15 protein-coding genes and 1 pseudogene are annotated in these 14,996 nt (G+C 34.0%); 11 read left to right on the top strand and 5 right to left on the bottom strand.

Annotated features, from left to right (window positions below; translation table 11 throughout):
- Positions 1 to 48 precede the first annotated feature (48 nt).
- Complete coding sequence (locus EKM00_RS01135) at positions 49 to 1,044, top strand: phytanoyl-CoA dioxygenase family protein (RefSeq protein WP_126514949.1); 996 nt, start codon at positions 49 to 51, stop codon at positions 1,042 to 1,044.
- Between the two features lie 470 nt (positions 1,045 to 1,514).
- Positions 1,515 to 1,961: an FKBP-type peptidyl-prolyl cis-trans isomerase gene (locus tag EKM00_RS01130; protein ID WP_126451638.1), complete on the top strand. Its 447-nt coding sequence runs from the start codon at positions 1,515 to 1,517 to the stop codon at positions 1,959 to 1,961.
- 137 nt (positions 1,962 to 2,098) lie between these two features.
- On the opposite strand, the gene EKM00_RS01125 is transcribed toward EKM00_RS01130, so the two are convergent.
- Positions 2,099 to 2,515 carry an Lrp/AsnC family transcriptional regulator gene (locus EKM00_RS01125; protein WP_126451637.1) on the bottom strand — a complete coding sequence of 139 codons (417 nt, stop codon included), beginning with the start codon at positions 2,513 to 2,515 and terminating at the stop codon, positions 2,099 to 2,101.
- Between the two features lie 105 nt (positions 2,516 to 2,620).
- On the opposite strand from EKM00_RS01125, the gene EKM00_RS01120 reads away from it, so the two are divergent.
- Together EKM00_RS01120 and EKM00_RS01115 are read left to right on the top strand one after the other, a co-directional pair.
- Entirely contained in the window at positions 2,621 to 3,340 is a 720-nt protein-coding gene (locus EKM00_RS01120; RefSeq protein ID WP_199734573.1) for a sulfite exporter TauE/SafE family protein, read from the top strand.
- 242 nt (positions 3,341 to 3,582) lie between these two features.
- Complete coding sequence (locus EKM00_RS01115; protein WP_233592220.1) at positions 3,583 to 4,755, top strand: multidrug effflux MFS transporter; 1,173 nt, start codon at positions 3,583 to 3,585, stop codon at positions 4,753 to 4,755.
- A 21-nt stretch (positions 4,756 to 4,776) separates the two neighbouring features.
- On the opposite strand, the gene EKM00_RS01110 is transcribed toward EKM00_RS01115, so the two are convergent.
- From EKM00_RS01110 to EKM00_RS01100, 3 genes and pseudogenes are all read right to left on the bottom strand, one after another.
- A complete protein-coding gene (locus tag EKM00_RS01110) occupies positions 4,777 to 6,126 on the bottom strand; it encodes a DEAD/DEAH box helicase (protein WP_126514948.1) in 1,350 nt (449 codons plus the stop codon).
- 142 nt (positions 6,127 to 6,268) lie between these two features.
- Positions 6,269 to 7,813: a DEAD/DEAH box helicase gene (locus EKM00_RS01105; protein WP_126451635.1), complete on the bottom strand. Its 1,545-nt coding sequence runs from the start codon at positions 7,811 to 7,813 to the stop codon at positions 6,269 to 6,271.
- 106 nt (positions 7,814 to 7,919) lie between these two features.
- Positions 7,920 to 8,447: pseudogene (locus tag EKM00_RS01100) on the bottom strand (DUF6155 family protein).
- Between the two features lie 102 nt (positions 8,448 to 8,549).
- On the opposite strand from EKM00_RS01100, the gene EKM00_RS01095 reads away from it, so the two are divergent.
- Positions 8,550 to 8,828, top strand: a complete 279-nt coding sequence (locus EKM00_RS01095) for a DUF3817 domain-containing protein (protein ID WP_126451633.1) — start codon at positions 8,550 to 8,552, stop codon at positions 8,826 to 8,828.
- On the top strand, positions 8,821 to 10,077 hold the full coding sequence (locus EKM00_RS01090) for a mechanosensitive ion channel family protein (RefSeq protein WP_126451632.1): 1,257 nt from the start codon (positions 8,821 to 8,823) through the stop codon (positions 10,075 to 10,077). The genes EKM00_RS01095 and EKM00_RS01090 overlap by 8 nt, the downstream gene beginning before the upstream one ends.
- Positions 10,078 to 10,111: 34 nt before the next feature.
- On the opposite strand, the gene EKM00_RS01085 is transcribed toward EKM00_RS01090, so the two are convergent.
- Positions 10,112 to 10,501, bottom strand: coding sequence for an acyl-CoA thioesterase (locus tag EKM00_RS01085; protein WP_126451631.1), 390 nt, complete (start codon positions 10,499 to 10,501; stop codon positions 10,112 to 10,114).
- A gap of 69 nt (positions 10,502 to 10,570) precedes the next feature.
- Between EKM00_RS01085 and EKM00_RS01080 the strand changes: the two genes are divergently transcribed.
- The 5 genes from EKM00_RS01080 (at position 10,571) to EKM00_RS01060 (ending at position 14,988) form a co-directional block, all read left to right on the top strand.
- Positions 10,571 to 10,975: a glyoxalase gene (locus EKM00_RS01080; RefSeq protein ID WP_126514947.1), complete on the top strand. Its 405-nt coding sequence runs from the start codon at positions 10,571 to 10,573 to the stop codon at positions 10,973 to 10,975.
- A 290-nt stretch (positions 10,976 to 11,265) separates the two neighbouring features.
- The gene (locus tag EKM00_RS01075) at positions 11,266 to 11,979 is read left to right on the top strand and encodes an esterase family protein (protein ID WP_126514946.1); all 714 of its coding nucleotides are present in this window, start codon (positions 11,266 to 11,268) and stop codon (positions 11,977 to 11,979) included.
- A gap of 18 nt (positions 11,980 to 11,997) precedes the next feature.
- Positions 11,998 to 12,939: an ATP-grasp domain-containing protein gene (locus EKM00_RS01070; protein WP_126514945.1), complete on the top strand. Its 942-nt coding sequence runs from the start codon at positions 11,998 to 12,000 to the stop codon at positions 12,937 to 12,939.
- A 68-nt stretch (positions 12,940 to 13,007) separates the two neighbouring features.
- Complete coding sequence (locus EKM00_RS01065) at positions 13,008 to 14,117, top strand: carboxylate-amine ligase (protein ID WP_126514944.1); 1,110 nt, start codon at positions 13,008 to 13,010, stop codon at positions 14,115 to 14,117.
- Positions 14,118 to 14,157: 40 nt separating this feature from the next.
- Positions 14,158 to 14,988, top strand: a complete 831-nt coding sequence (locus tag EKM00_RS01060) for a type 1 glutamine amidotransferase (RefSeq protein WP_126514943.1) — start codon at positions 14,158 to 14,160, stop codon at positions 14,986 to 14,988.
- Positions 14,989 to 14,996 lie beyond the last annotated feature (8 nt).

Raw genomic sequence — 14,996 nt, 5'->3', positions numbered from 1 at the left:
GTTCACTTTTTCTAATTTTGGGGTAGTAATAACACGAAATAGATAACTATGGAAAAAAATAAGCAATCAAAGGTACCAACAATGGTTCCCACAATGGCACATAACAATGCCCACAAAGATATTCCGGGGAATCCATCGACAGCAAAATCCAGCACAACAAAATTAAATGATCGCTCTAATGGTAAACCGCTGCGTTTGCTTACTGAAGCCGATTGGAAGTTTTGGATTGAAAACGGATATATTGTAATAAAAAATGCTGTTCCGAAAGAAAACGCTAAAAAAATGGCCGATTTCCTGTGGGAATTTGAAGAGAAAAATCAAAACGATCCAGAAACTTGGTATGCGCCACCAAGAGCCGAAATGCAAATGAAAGAACTTACCAATAGCGGAATGGTTGAAGTGTACAATCATCAATACCAATGGGATAATCGACAAATGAAAAAAGTATACGATGCATTTGTAGATATTTGGGGAACGGAAAAATTATGGGTAACCATTGACCGAGCAAATCTAAATTTACCAGTCCGTCCGGATTTTGATTTCAAAGGATTCATACATTGGGATTATGATCCTGAAACAAAACCTCAAAACGTACAAGGAGTTCTCGCTTTGGCAGACCAAATGGATGAAAATATGGGAGGATTTCAATGTATTCCTGATTTATACCGAAATTATGATACTTGGAAACTGACACAACCGGAAGACAGGAATCGATTTCAACCGGATACCTCCGAATTTGAAGGCAAATTTGTTAAAGTAAAAATGGAAGCGGGAGATTTATTAATTTTTAACAGTTTACAACCGCATGGCATTCGCCCCAATATTACAAAAGATAAAGTGAGAATGGCACAATATATTTCTATGATGCCATCGGAAGAAGAAAATGAAGAACTACGTCAATGGAGAGTGAATTCCTGGAAAGACAGAATTGCACCTGAAGGATATGCCTTTCCTGGAGATCCCCGTAAATGGGAACAAACCAAATATAAGACGGCAGCGCTTAGCGACTTGGGAAAAAAATTACTGGGAGCAGAGAAGTGGTAACAATAAAGCATTACCTAACGGTAATGCTTTATTATTTCTAAAACAGACTATTTTTACCGTAATTTAAATAATCTATTTTACATAATATAAATTATAGCGCAAAAAATACACATCTTATTTGGATCAAAAAACTCACAATGTTTATTTACATTAAACGATTTCAATCCTTCCATAAATTATTTAATATGAAGGATATTCATTTTACAGTCTTTTGCTATAAATAATTTTGCTATTAGCTAACGCAATTTCAAATTTCAGAGAAATACATATCTAAAGCTTAAATTACATTATTTAATTCAAATTTATGCTCTTTAAATCTAAATATAGCTCAATTTAATAGTTTTAAAATATTTTTTTATTTTTACGATGCTTTGGCTTGGTTTTGGCGACTTCCTTAAATATAGATTTAAACTAAACTATTTACTGCGTAAAAATTATGCAAAGAATTTTTTAAAATTAAAAATAAAAGTATGAGTCAAGTTAAAGAGAATAACACGGTTAAAGTACACTACACTGGAAAATTATCTGACGGTCAGGTTTTTGATAGTTCAGAAGGTAAGGAACCGATAGAATTTACTTTAGGACAAGGGCGTTTGATTTCAGGGTTTGAAAAAGGCTTAATTGACATGAAATTAAATGAAAAAAAAACCATTACAATTGTTGCTGATGAAGCCTATGGTGCTGTTAGGAATGATCTAATCAAAGAGGTGCCAAAAACGGATCTTCCTAAAGATATCATTCCGGAAGTTGGAATGGGACTTGTTTCCAAATCGTCGGATGGTAAGGAAATGAATTTACTGGTAGCTGAAGTAAAAGAGGAAAGCATCGTTTTAGACGGAAATCATCCTTTGGCAGGAAAAGATCTCACTTTTGATCTGCAAGTAGTAGAAATTAAAGATATAGTTGTAACGGAATAATATTAGTTAGCTACTTTCTTAAAACTGGACCGCTTTAATTGAAATTTTTCAACTGAAGCGGTCCGGTTTTTTTATGATTTTTGTTTTAAAAGACGACGCTGTAAATCTTTTTGATTTAAGAAACAGACGATCCTATATTATTTTTTTAAATCAGATAAAATCAAGTGCGTTGTAGGCTCTCCATAAACTAAAAGCCGATCAATAAATTGTTGTAGGTGCATTTGATCAACTAGAACGACTTTCATAATAATGTTTTGGGGTCCAGTAATTCTAAAAACCTCATTTATCTCTGGAAAATCTTTCAGCTGATTACAAAACAGCTGTAGTTTTCCACTAAATAGCTTGAACAGAATAAAAACCTCTAATCCAAATCCCAGTTTTTGGTTGTTCAGCTGAAGTTTATATCCTTGTATAATAGCAGCATCCTCCAGTTTTTGAATGCGTTCTCTTACGGAAGAAGGTGAAAGTCCAATTTGTTTCCCAATTTCTACATAGGAAGCTCTTGAGTTTATTTCTAATTGCTTTATTATTTTTAAATCTAGAGTATCAACCATTAAAAAAGTTTTAAACGCTTAAAATTACAACTTTTTAACGGAAAATCACTTGTTTATTGATGGATTAAATTTAGATATTTATAGTGCTAATAGTACTTTTGAACCATGGATAACACTTTATTACTGCTTACAATTGGAATTTTTACAGGATTTTTTATTCAAACTATGATCGGTTTCGGCGGTGCTTTAATAGCTTTACCTTTCTTGTTGTTAGTTATGCCTTTATCTGAAGCAGTTTCGTATCTTTCTATTTTTTATTTGGTCTCCTCTCCTATTTATGTGTATAAAGAGTGGGAATATATAGACAAAAGCTTATTAAAAAAAATTGCTTTTTCTTCCTTTTTTGGAGTGCTTACCGGAATAGTGGTTCTAGTTTATGGAAAACCGCTGATCTTAAAGCAGGCGTTGGGTGTTTTTATTATCCTATTTGTATTAAATAGCCTTCGTGTCAAAAAAAAAGTAGTGATTTTAAAAAAAACGAAACACTTTTTGGGTTTTCTAGGAGGTTTCTTCTCTGGTTTATTTTCTACCGGAGGTCCTTTATATGTAATAATTGTTCAGAATGAAACTAACGATATAAAGACATTTAGGGCTACCATGTTTGGTACTTTAGGCTTGGTTACGCTGATGCGAATGCCCGTTTTGGTTTTAGGTGGCGTGATTACTATGAACCAAATTTACAATTCCCTCTATGTTGTGCCTTTTCTTATTCTTGCTTTATTTCTGGGCAAAAAAGTCTATTTAAAACTTAATGAAGCGCTTATAAAAAGAATCATTTTAGGACTATTATTTCTATCAGGAGTATTGCTGGTTTTTAAAGTATAATTATAGAAATTGTATTGACTCTACTTTTACCACATTACTGGTCAATGACGGTGCTAAATTTATTTTATTTAGCAGCTCTTTGTCCATTATCATAAATCACATTAGTGTGTAAAGCGGTTTGATTCGCATCTTAATTATTTACCTTTGCAAAAAATTAAAAATTGCGACTTCAATGAATAATACCGAAATGAACAAAAAAAAATACATTAAATTAATCCTCATTTTAGGTTCTCTTACCGCACTTGGCCCATTTTCAATTAATATGTATTTTACCTGGTTTTGCCGGAATTGCTAAAGATTTGAATACTTCTGTTGCCAATGTGTCCATGACATTATCCAGTTATTTTATTGGAATTTCTGCTGGACAATTGCTTTATGGTCCGTTATTAGATCGTTTTGGCCGAAAAAAACCGCTCTTTATTGGATTATTGGTTTACATATTAGCCTCTTTGGGCTGCGCATTTGTCACTAATATTGATACTTTTATAGGGCTGAGATTCATTCAGGCTGTTGGTAGTTGTGCTGCTACGGTAGCCTCAGTGTCAATGGTTCGGGATTTATTTCCTGTAAAAGAGATACCTAAAGTTTTTTCTTTATTGATGTTGGTTGTAGGGCTTTCGCCAATGCTGGCGCCCACTGTAGGCGGTTATGTTACTACTTATTACGGTTGGCATACCGTATTTTTTATACTGATGTGCATGGGAATCGTAATTCTTGTAGCGGCTCAAATTATTTTGCCTAATACTTTCAAACCAGACACTACGATTTCATTAAAGCCAAAACCAATTATTTCTAATTTTATACGCATTGTTAAAGTGCCTCAATTTTACACCTATGCGTTTACAGGAGCAATCGCTTTTTCTGGTTTATTCACGTATGTAGCAGCCTCTCCTATTTTATTTATGGATATTTTCAAAGTAGATGGCACAACGTATGGCTGGATTTTTGCCTTTATGTCTTTGAGTTTTATAAGCGCCAGTCAGCTTAATTCTTTTTTATTGCGGAAATTTACCAGTGAACAAATTATTTTTGGGGCCTTAATTACACAGTCGGTAATCAGTGTTTTATTTCTGACATTAGCAATCAATGGTCTTTTAGGTTTGTATGAAACAATCGCCATGCTGTTTTTATTCTTGGCGTGTTTAGGAATCTCTAATCCTAATACAGCAGGACTGACTCTTGCTCCTTTTTCAAGAAATGCAGGAAGCGCGTCAGCCCTCATGGGAGCGATTCAATTGGGATTAGGTGCTTTGGCCTCTTTTGCGGTTGGTGTTTTTGTAAAAAGCTCTATGTTACCAATGGTTTTGATTATGACAACATCAACAATACTGGCATTGATTATTTTAATTATCGGAAAACGAAACATAAAAAAAGCCATTACAACTTCAGATGATGAAATTGTAATAGCTCATTAACAGTTTATGAAAAAGAATGAATTAATTCATTCTTTTTTGTTTTTTTATTGGTTTCTCCGTTTTTAAAAGGACTTCATTTTTTGCTTGAAGCAAGTGATTGGCCAGGACCTTTTCTATTAGTTCGTCTTTCGTCAAATGATGAAAAACTGTTTTTATTTTATCTTTTAATTCTGTAGCGATGTCATGATTGGGTTTTGTCTTGAAGATTTGCTTCGCCCATAACAACGTATTATTTTCTTCAATACTGGCAAGAGTTGGTTTTTTGAATTCTTTGAATTGTATTCCCAATTCTTTTTCGAATTCAGCAATTTCAACTACTTCTTCCGGCTGCAATACCGTCAATGAAAGTCCCTTTGCTCCTGCTCTTGCAGTTCTACCGCTACGATGTACGTATGCTTCATACACATCAGGCAAATGATAATTGACTACATAAGAAATTTCTTTTACATCAATTCCTCTTGCTGCTAAATCTGTTGCGACTAATATATTGATATGTCCTTCGCGGAATTGCTCCATGATTCGGTCTCTAATTCCCTGTGATAAACTTCCGTGTAATGCACCAGAAGAAAACCTATTGATTGCCAAGTTTTTAGCTAATTTATTGACTGCTGCTTTTGTTTTACAAAAAATGATACCGCGTTCACCCTCTTTAGAATTCAGAAAATGCATCAAAACGTCCAGTTTTTCAATAGGATTTACCACAATATACTGATGATCAATTCCTTGATTTCCTACTGTTTCCATATTGGCACTGACATGTACCACATTTTTATTCAAATAGTTTTGAATCAATTGTTTTATGCTTCGGGGCATGGTGGCCGAGAATAAAAAAGTCTTATGCGCTGCTGGCAATTCAGCAATAATTTCATCTAAGCCTTCTTTTAATACAGTCACCATTTCATCGGCTTCATCGAGCACGAGGAATCTGGTTTCTTTTAAGTTTATGGCTTTGCGCTGAATTAAATCAATTAATCTTCCGGGCGTTGCCACTACAATATGTGTAGGTGTTGCAAGGCGTTCTATTTGCGGTTTGATTGGAATTCCTCCGCATGTTGCTGCAATGGAAACTTCAGGCAAAAAGGTAGCAAAAGACTCTAAATTTTTATATATCTGTTGGCCTAATTCCCGAGTTGGTGCAAGAATTACTGCTTGTATCAAAGGTGATTTTACATCTATTAATTGTAAAATTGGCAATCCAAAAGCAGCTGTTTTTCCGGTACCTGTTTTAGCAAGTCCAACCAAATCCGTTGTATTTGACAAAAGTAACGGAATCGTTTTTAGCTGAATTTCTGTTGGTACAACAATTTTCAATTCGGTAATCGCTTTTACTATTGGTGCTGAAATTCCTAAATCAGAGAATTGTTTTGGCATTTTTTTGAATTTTATATTTTATAAAAAATAGTTGTTTTGTAACGGTAATTTTAGCCCCGATAGCAGTGAAAATCCTTTTATTTTTTCTTTAAAAATAAAAGATTGAAACGAATAGCGGGATTAGCTCCTTGAAAAATAAATATTACTCTTCATCCGGTTCGTTCATGATTTTTTCCCGGTATTTTTTCCCGGTCAATAATACCAGTTTCAATTTGTAATCATCTACTAGCCATTCGCGGTAATTTTTACTGCACTGGCTCAAACATTTTGAATAGCGCTTGATGCGACAATCGATGTCATCATCCAGTTCTTTTCCCAGCGCTTTTGCTTCTTGTAAGGTTTCAGAATTATCCACACACATGGCGGCATGTTGCTCTAGGGATTTTTCTAGCACTACTTTGGAACGTAAATTTTGTTTGATAATGAGTTTGTGTTCTTCATCCACATCAAAGGTTACTACTTCTGTTTTACTGAATTTAGCACGTAATTCCGGTGGCATGCTGTATTTAAAATACAATTCTATTTCTGTATCGTCTCGTAAGTTTTCCAGGTAAAACTCCGGAGATTTAAAAATATGTTGCCAGTTTACCGGCTCACTCCACAGGCCAAATCGGGCGGCATTATTCCCTAAATCGATCACATTGAAAATGTCTTTGTTGGGTAATTTTCTGGAACCACGACCGATCATTTGGTAATATAAGGTCAACGATTTTGTTGCTCTGTTCAGGATTATGGTCTCTACGGTAGGCTCATCAAAACCGGTAGTAAGAATTCCCACTGATGTCAATATGGCATCAGGTGTATGCTTGAACCAATGTAAAATATCTTTTCTTTCCTCGTTATTACTGGTGTTATCTAAATGGCGAATGGCATAACCGGCTTCTCTAAACGTTTCGTATACATATAAGGAGGTGTTGATCCCGTTATTGAAAATCAAGGTTTTCTTGCCTAATGATTTCTCCGTGTAGGCATGCAATAACTTTTCCTGCATGGCCATATTGGTGTACAAATCATCAGATGATTTTACGGTATAATCGCCATTGATCCCTACTTTCAGGGAGGTCAGACCCACATCATAGCTATAGGTAACTGCTTTGGCCAAAAAGCCATTTGTAATCAAGGAACTAATGGTGTCTCCTACGATTAATTCATCGTAGCTTTCATGCATTGGCAATTTGATATTTGAGCTTAAAGGTGTTGCGGTTACCCCTAAAATAAAAGCATTTTTGAAAGAGCTCAATAATTTACGAAAGGAATTGTAATGTGCCTCATCAATGATTACCAATCCTACATTATCTAAATGCAGTTTTTCATCGTTGATTCGGTTTTTTAAAGTTTCCACCATGGCTACAAAACAGGAATAATCGTTTTGATCCGGAAGTTCTTTTACTTTACTGTTGATAATTTTGTTTTTCACATCAAAACCCTTCAACATTTTTGAGGTTTGCTTACACAACTCAATTCTGTGGGTCAAAACAACTACTTTTTTATCATGTTGCGATAAATAACGGCGCACAATTTCAGAAAAAACCACTGTTTTTCCACCACCGGTGGGCAATTGGTATAACAAATGGTGTTGTGGCGGTGCATTATCAATGCGCTCAAAGATGGCATCTATATCGCCTTTTTGGTACGCATAAAGTTCTTTTTTGTCTTCTATTTCTATTTCTAAAGTGTTTTGGGACATTGCTTATTGTTGGGTTTTTGCAAAAATACGCCTAAAAAACAGTTTAAGTATCAATTTTTATTAAAAATAAACGGAATGATTAAATAAATTTGAATTATGTGAGGATTTAATATTCTAATCGTTCTAAAATGGCATTAAATTCTGGTTCATTGTACCATTTTTGCAAAATTGTTTCAGTGTGTATGGCACTAATTCTGGGTTTAAAATCAGTAAGTATTCCATTTGCAATCAAGAAAACAACGGCTTGCTGAAAGGAATTATACATGCTTTTGAAAAATAATTCTTGCTTTATATCCTATTCTGATGAGAATGTTTGTGCTATTTCAATATTGTAAAGCATTACATCCGCAATTACAAAAGGATCTACTCCCAAAAGTGTAAAGTGCTTAATGTATTTTTGGGCAACGGAACGCCTCATTTTAGGTTTACTGCGTCTTCCGGATTTTTTCAGAGGATAATATTCATTGGAAATTTTGAGTTTGCATTCCTTCAAAAGCGTTTCTTCTTTTGGATTAAAAACAAAATCATAATAGACTTTTACAGAACTGAATTTGTCGTACAATTCGAGTATTTGCTCTTCGAGTTGTTCTTTATTCAATTCGGCTACATATTTTTTTAAATCGCGTTTGCTCATTATCAAAGTTTAAGATTACAAAAGTAATTTACTTTAGGAATCAATGCGTGGTAAATCAATGATAATCCTTAATTTTGTCAATTATCACTTAAAAAAAAATAAATGCTTAAGATTTTTAAAATTACAGCAATAGTAGAAGGTATATCCGCCTTATTGTTATTTTTCTTTGCCATGCCAATGAAATACATTTTTAATGATCCTATTTATGTCAAACACATTGGAATGGCTCACGGCGTATTATTTACTGCTTACATTATCTTGGCAACAATTTTAAAGTTTAGTGAAAAGTGGAATTTTAAAAAGTATTTTATCATTTGTATTGCGTCAATTCCTCCTTTTGGGACTTTTTACATAGAAAAGAAATACTTGCGAAATGTATAAATTAATAGAAAAAATATTCACTTTTCTATATCTAGTACTCAGGAAATGGGGTTTAGGGAACAGTCTGGCTTCTTATTTTAGTTTGGTGCTGAACATTATTATTTTGTGTGTATTGGCGTATGTCATCTACGCAATTTTTAGACTTGTTTTAGTTACTATTATGGCCGTTATTGCCCAAAAAACCAAAACCAAATTTGATGATTTGCTGGTAACTAACAAAACGGCTAAATACATTGCACATTTAATTCCACTATTGTTTATTTACAAATCTGTTCCAATAATTTTAGAACGATTTGAATATTGGGAAGGCTTTTTCGGGAAATTGGTTGGAATCTATATCATCATTCTGATTTTATGGATTATACGAACTATTTTCAATGCGTTGCGTGATTACTTAAAACTAAAACCAAGATACAGCGACAAACCTATTGACAGTTTCATTCAGGTAATCATGATTATGTTATGGGTAATTGGAATTACATTAATCATTTCAAAATTATTTGAGATTGATAAAAAAGAGCTTTTAACTATTTTAGGAGCTGTTTCAGCGGTAATCATATTAATTTTTCGAGATACCATTTTAGGTTTTGTATCTAGTGTTCAAGTATCCATAAACGATATGGTTCGAATTGGCGACTGGATTACGATGGATAAATTTGGTGCCGATGGAGATGTCATCGAGATCAATCTGGCAACGGTAAAAGTTCGAAATTTCGATAATACCACAACCACAATTCCAACCTATAGTTTGAGTTCAGATTCGTTTCAAAACTGGCGCGGAATGCTGAATTCAGATGGCCGACGCATCAAAAGACACATTCTGATAAAAACAAGCAGCATTCGGTTTTTAGAGGAATCAGAATTAAATGACTTAAAAAAAATTCATCTAATATCGGATTATATAGGCACTCGCAAATTAGAAATAGACGACTATAATTCTAAACATAAAATTGACAAATCCATTGCTATTAATGGGCGAAATTTGACAAACTTAGGTTTATTTCGAAAATACATCACGGAATACCTGTTCAATTATCCAGGATTAAACAAAGACATGTTGATGCTTTGCCGTCAGTTACAATCAACTTCCCATGGTGTACCGCTTGAGGTTTATGCCTTTTCACATGACAAGCGATTTGAAAACTATGAATACATCATGTCGGATATATTTGATCACATCATTGCTTCCATAAAATATTTTGATTTAGAAATTTTTGAAACAACTGCAGAAAGTGAATCTCAGGTTTAATTTTTTTACTTAAAAAGTATAAATGCACTTCGTATCAAATTAATAATCTGTTTTTCACATATTCAATTGCTGTTTTTCCATGTGCCTTAGGTTTTCCATCCGCATCTAAGTTAACCATTGTGGTGTGATCAATTGTAATGATTGTCTCGCGTGTCATCATATTTCGTGCCTCGCATTTCAGCGTGAGTGAGGTTGTGCCAAATTTTAAAACATCAATTCCAATTTCGACAATATCACCTTGTCTGGCCGAACTTCGAAAATTGATTTCCGACATGTATTTGGTTACGATTCTGGTATTTTCTAATTGAATTATGGTATACAAAGCCAATTCTTCATCAATCCAAGCTAATAATTTACCGCCAAATAAAGTTCCGTTAGGATTTAGATCTTCGGGTTTTACCCATTTTCTAGTGTGAAATTTCATATTTTTTCTTTATAAATGTAAAATTAAACTTTTCTTACGGCTATTTTCTCTATTTTTAAAGAAAAAATCATGAACGAACGCGATACTTTTTTAAAAGAATTCCGAGGACAAACAATAGGTTCCGTAACCATACAATCCACAACAGAAGAATCATTTCAAAATGAGGTGTTACGCCCCATTCTAAAGTTGCAAAATGACTTATTTGCAGCATCCTTCCTCAATTATGTCAGCAAAAATAAAATTGATTTCTACAGTTATACACTTGATAAAAAAGTATCCGTCATGGAAAATGCAATCCAGAAAGACATCAAGTTTAGAAATTCTCTGAAAGGAATGATCATTGGTTTATTTACAGCCGATGAATATGCTCTTTATGTACAAAACTCCTCAAATATCAATAAAAGAATGATGAGTATGCTTGTAGAACGATTAAAAAGTCATGTATCACTGTATAAAATTAATAAAAGCAACTAGAGCTATTTCTTCCTTATTTTAGAAATTTAGGATTTTCTAACCAAAGAGTAAGTACAGGACAGCTCCAAACACTTATTTTAGGTCTAAAAACCTTTAAATTTAGAGTACAGCGTTGTTAAAATACGTTGACTTGTTGTTTATAATTTAAAAAACGGCTCTTTATTTATCTAAATTTTACCATTTAGATCCAATTTATTAATCCTAATCTTTTTTACAATAAATATGTGTTAAGTATAATTTTATCTGATTTTTGTGTTATTTTTTTCATTATAATTGTTAAAACTAATTTCATGAAGGAAGAGTATTTCAAATGGCATTCCCCTAATTTAAATAGAGAGATAGAAATGTTGGTTTTTGGACATGCCGGATATCCTGTAATTGTATTTCCTACTTCTATGGGGAGTTACCATGAAAATAAAGATATGGGATTAATTGATGCTGCAAAATGGTATCTGGAACAAGGTTTGATCCAAATATTTTGTCCTGATAGCATTGATAAAGACAGTTTTTACAATAAAAACATATATCCTGTACATCGAATAGAAAACCACCTCAGGTACGATAAAATGATTTGTCACGAAATCGTTGAAAAAGTAAAGAATAATACCTCCTCAGGCAAAGTGGCTCTTGCTGGTTGCAGTTTTGGCGGGTATCATGCGGCAAATTTTGCTTTTAGACATCCTGGTTATGTAAGTCATTTGTTTTCTATGAGTGGCGCTTTTAATATCAAGAGTTTTATGGATGGTTTTCATAACGATGATGTGTTTTACAACAGCCCGGAAGATTATTTACATGGACTTAATGATCCGGAATTATGGAAAATGGATATTGTGCTTGGGACGTCTAATTGGGATATTTGTTTTGATGCAAATTTAAAACTAAGTAAAGTGTTGAGCGACAGAAACATCCATCATTGGTTGGATATTCGTCAGGAACGAAAACACGACTGGCCGGTATGGACCGAAATGTTTCCACATTATTTATCCAGAATAAAATTTTTTTAAAATTATAAACATATCAAGATGAAAAAAATTGGAATTTTATTTGGAATGGAAGATACATTTCCACAAGCCTTCATAGATCGTGTCAATTCAAAAAACGAAAAAGAAATCATAGCTGAAGCTGTGGTTATTGATAAAGTAGTTCAAAATCAAGATGGTGAATATGCCGTAATTATTGATCGCATTTCGCAAGATGTCCCTTTCTATCGTGCATATTTGAAAAATGCTGCTTTAACAGGGACAAATGTGATCAACAATCCTTTTTGGTGGAGTGCCGACGATAAATTTTTCAATAACGCATTGGCCGATACTCTGGGAGTTCCGCTACCTAATACGGTACTTCTCCCATCGGCGGAACATCCTACGGATACGACCGGAAAATCATTCCGAAATCTAAAATACCCAATGGATTGGGAAGGAATTTTTGATTATATTGGTTTTCCAGCTTATATGAAACCGTATGCTGGAGGTGGCTGGAAAAATGTGTATCGATTAGAAAATGTAGAAGAATTTTGGGAGAAACATAGGGAAACGGGGCAACTGGTGATGATGCTACAGGAAGAAATTGTTTTTACAGAGTATTTCAGAGTCTATTGTTTGGGTTGCAAAGCCGTTAGGATTATGCAATACGAACCCAGAAATCCGCATCATTTGCGTTATGTACTTGATGGGCCGCCTGTGGATAAAAAATTATTAGCTACTATTAAGGATTATACTTTACGTCTTTGCAAAGGATTGGGTTATGATTTTAATACGGTTGAATTTGCAGTCCGTGATGGTATTCCCTATGCGATAGATTTTGGAAATCCCGCACCAGATGCTGAATTAACTTCGGTAGGTGCAGAAAACTTTGAGTGGGTTGTAGAGGAAGCTGCAAAAATGGCAATCGCTGCTGCAAAAAAACAGAAATCCGGAAAGATGAATTTGACTTGGGGAACATTTATGAAAGATGCAGTAAAATAGTTTTCACTCACAGTGTTCAGTAAACAGACTGTAAACTTTGACTGCGACTGAACACTAAAACAATAATTATGTTAAAGAAATTACCTGTTTTTACCCTCGGTGTAGAAGAAGAATATCAAATTATAGATCCTGTAACCAGAGATTTACGGTCGCATTTATCCAAAATTGTAGATGGTGCGAAGATCATTTTAAATGAGCAAGTAAAGGCTGAAATGCATCAATCTGTGGTCGAAGTGGGTACCAATATTTGCAATAATGTGAATGATGCCAAAAATGAGATTCGGTTTTTACGTTCTAAAATCGTTGAATTAGCGGACAAACAAGATCTTATTGTGGGTGGTGCCGGGACGCATCCTTTCTCGAAATGGCAGGATCAACCGATAACTGATGATCCTGGCTATCACGATATTGTCAATGAATTGCAAGATGCAGCGCGTTCAAATTTAATTTTTGGAATGCATTGTCATGTAGGAATTGAAAATCGGGAGATTGGCTTGCAATTAATGAATCAGGCCACATATTTTTTGCCGCATATTTTTGCGCTTTCAACGAACTCTCCTTTTTGGGAGGGAAGAAAAACAGGTTATAAGTCCTTTAGAACGAAAGTTTTTGACAAGTTTCCAAGGACAGGTTTGCCGGAATATTTTGATTCGGTGAGTTCGTATGAGAATTATTTGGATACATTAATAAAGAGTAATTGCATCGATAATCCAAAGAAAATCTGGTGGGATTTACGGTTGCATCCTTTTTACAATACGATTGAATTCAGGATTTGTGATATGTCATTGACAGTGGATGAAACCATTTGCATTGTTGCCATTATTCAGGCAATTGTAGCTAAACTCTACAAATTGAACATAAACAATACTAGTTTTAATGTGTATCGACTGGCTTTGATAAAAGAAAATAAATTTCGGGCGGCACGTTACGGCATTGAGAATAATATGATCGATTTTGGTTTGCAAAAAGAAGTAGAAACAAAAATGCTTATTCTAGAACTGCTTGATTTTATTGATGATGTGGTGGATGAATTGGGAAGTCGTGCTGATATAAATTATGTCCATGAAATTTTAAAAAACGGTACCGGTGCTGATAAGCAACTGGCTATTTTTCAAGAAACGGGCGATCTTTCCTGTGTGGTTGACTTCATAACAGTAGAATTTACGAAAGGATTATAAAATATAAAGTACCTTTGTTCATTATTTTTTAAAAAAAAGTATGTCTAATAAAATTATAAAAATAGCCCTTCTGGACATGTACAATGGTGAACCCAACCAGGGAATGCGATGTATTATTGATGTAGTCAATAGGTTTAGTCCCGTTGTTAGTTTTGAAATATTTGATGTTCGGGGAAAATGTGAATTGCCGGACAAGAATAACTTTGACATTTATATTTCAACTGGAGGACCAGGAAATCCGTTAATTGGTGATGGAAACTGGGATGTAAAATACTATGAATTTATCGATTTCTTGAATAAATGGAATACTGAAAATAGTATTAAAAAACATGTTTTATTCATTTGTCATTCTTTTCAAATGGCGTGTTTGCATTTTGGATTGGCTACGGTAACCAAACGAAATGACACTTCTTTTGGGGTGATGACCATTCATAAAACCAAAGAAGGACTCGTGGATCCCTTGTTCGAGGGATTAGCAGACCCTTTTTATGCGATAGATTCCAGAGACTATCAAGTGGTTCAACCCAAGTTAAGTATTTTTGCAAAAAAAGGAGCGAAAATTATTTCATTAGAGAAAATTAGGGATCATATACAATACGAACGCGCAATTATGGCCGTGCGTTTTACCGATTATTTTGTGGGTACTCAATTTCACCCGGAAGCAGATCCCATTAGTTTTGTTTCTCATTTAAGAAATAAAGAAGCAAAGGAAAAGATCAAGAATATGAAAGGAAAAAAGAAGTTCAGAAACATGCTGGAGGATTTATTAGATGATGATAAAATATACAGAACTAATGAAACTTTGATTCCTAATTTCCTTCGAATAGCAATTAATGACTTGCTGAAAACAAAGAAGACACTTTCTAATTAATACGATTT

Origin of the sequence: Flavobacterium sp. RSP15, assembly GCF_003968755.1 — a bacterium.
Classification (GTDB): domain Bacteria; phylum Bacteroidota; class Bacteroidia; order Flavobacteriales; family Flavobacteriaceae; genus Flavobacterium.
This window is presented reverse-complemented; position numbering and strand designations above follow the sequence as displayed.

Coding starts and splice junctions, on each gene's coding strand:
- EKM00_RS01110 (WP_126514948.1), bottom strand. CDS start 6,126: ATGCCAAAACAATTCTCTGATTTAGGAATTTCAGCACCAATAGTAAAA.
- EKM00_RS01060 (WP_126514943.1), top strand. CDS start 14,158: ATGTCTAATAAAATTATAAAAATAGCCCTTCTGGACATGTACAATGGT.
- EKM00_RS01130 (WP_126451638.1), top strand. CDS start 1,515: ATGAGTCAAGTTAAAGAGAATAACACGGTTAAAGTACACTACACTGGA.
- EKM00_RS01085 (WP_126451631.1), bottom strand. CDS start 10,501: ATGAAATTTCACACTAGAAAATGGGTAAAACCCGAAGATCTAAATCCT.
- EKM00_RS01105 (WP_126451635.1), bottom strand. CDS start 7,813: ATGTCCCAAAACACTTTAGAAATAGAAATAGAAGACAAAAAAGAACTT.
- EKM00_RS01095 (WP_126451633.1), top strand. CDS start 8,550: ATGCTTAAGATTTTTAAAATTACAGCAATAGTAGAAGGTATATCCGCC.
- EKM00_RS01090 (WP_126451632.1), top strand. CDS start 8,821: ATGTATAAATTAATAGAAAAAATATTCACTTTTCTATATCTAGTACTC.
- EKM00_RS01120 (WP_199734573.1), top strand. CDS start 2,621: ATGGATAACACTTTATTACTGCTTACAATTGGAATTTTTACAGGATTT.
- EKM00_RS01135 (WP_126514949.1), top strand. CDS start 49: ATGGAAAAAAATAAGCAATCAAAGGTACCAACAATGGTTCCCACAATG.
- EKM00_RS01070 (WP_126514945.1), top strand. CDS start 11,998: ATGAAAAAAATTGGAATTTTATTTGGAATGGAAGATACATTTCCACAA.
- EKM00_RS01065 (WP_126514944.1), top strand. CDS start 13,008: ATGTTAAAGAAATTACCTGTTTTTACCCTCGGTGTAGAAGAAGAATAT.
- EKM00_RS01125 (WP_126451637.1), bottom strand. CDS start 2,515: ATGGTTGATACTCTAGATTTAAAAATAATAAAGCAATTAGAAATAAAC.
- EKM00_RS01075 (WP_126514946.1), top strand. CDS start 11,266: ATGAAGGAAGAGTATTTCAAATGGCATTCCCCTAATTTAAATAGAGAG.
- EKM00_RS01080 (WP_126514947.1), top strand. CDS start 10,571: ATGAACGAACGCGATACTTTTTTAAAAGAATTCCGAGGACAAACAATA.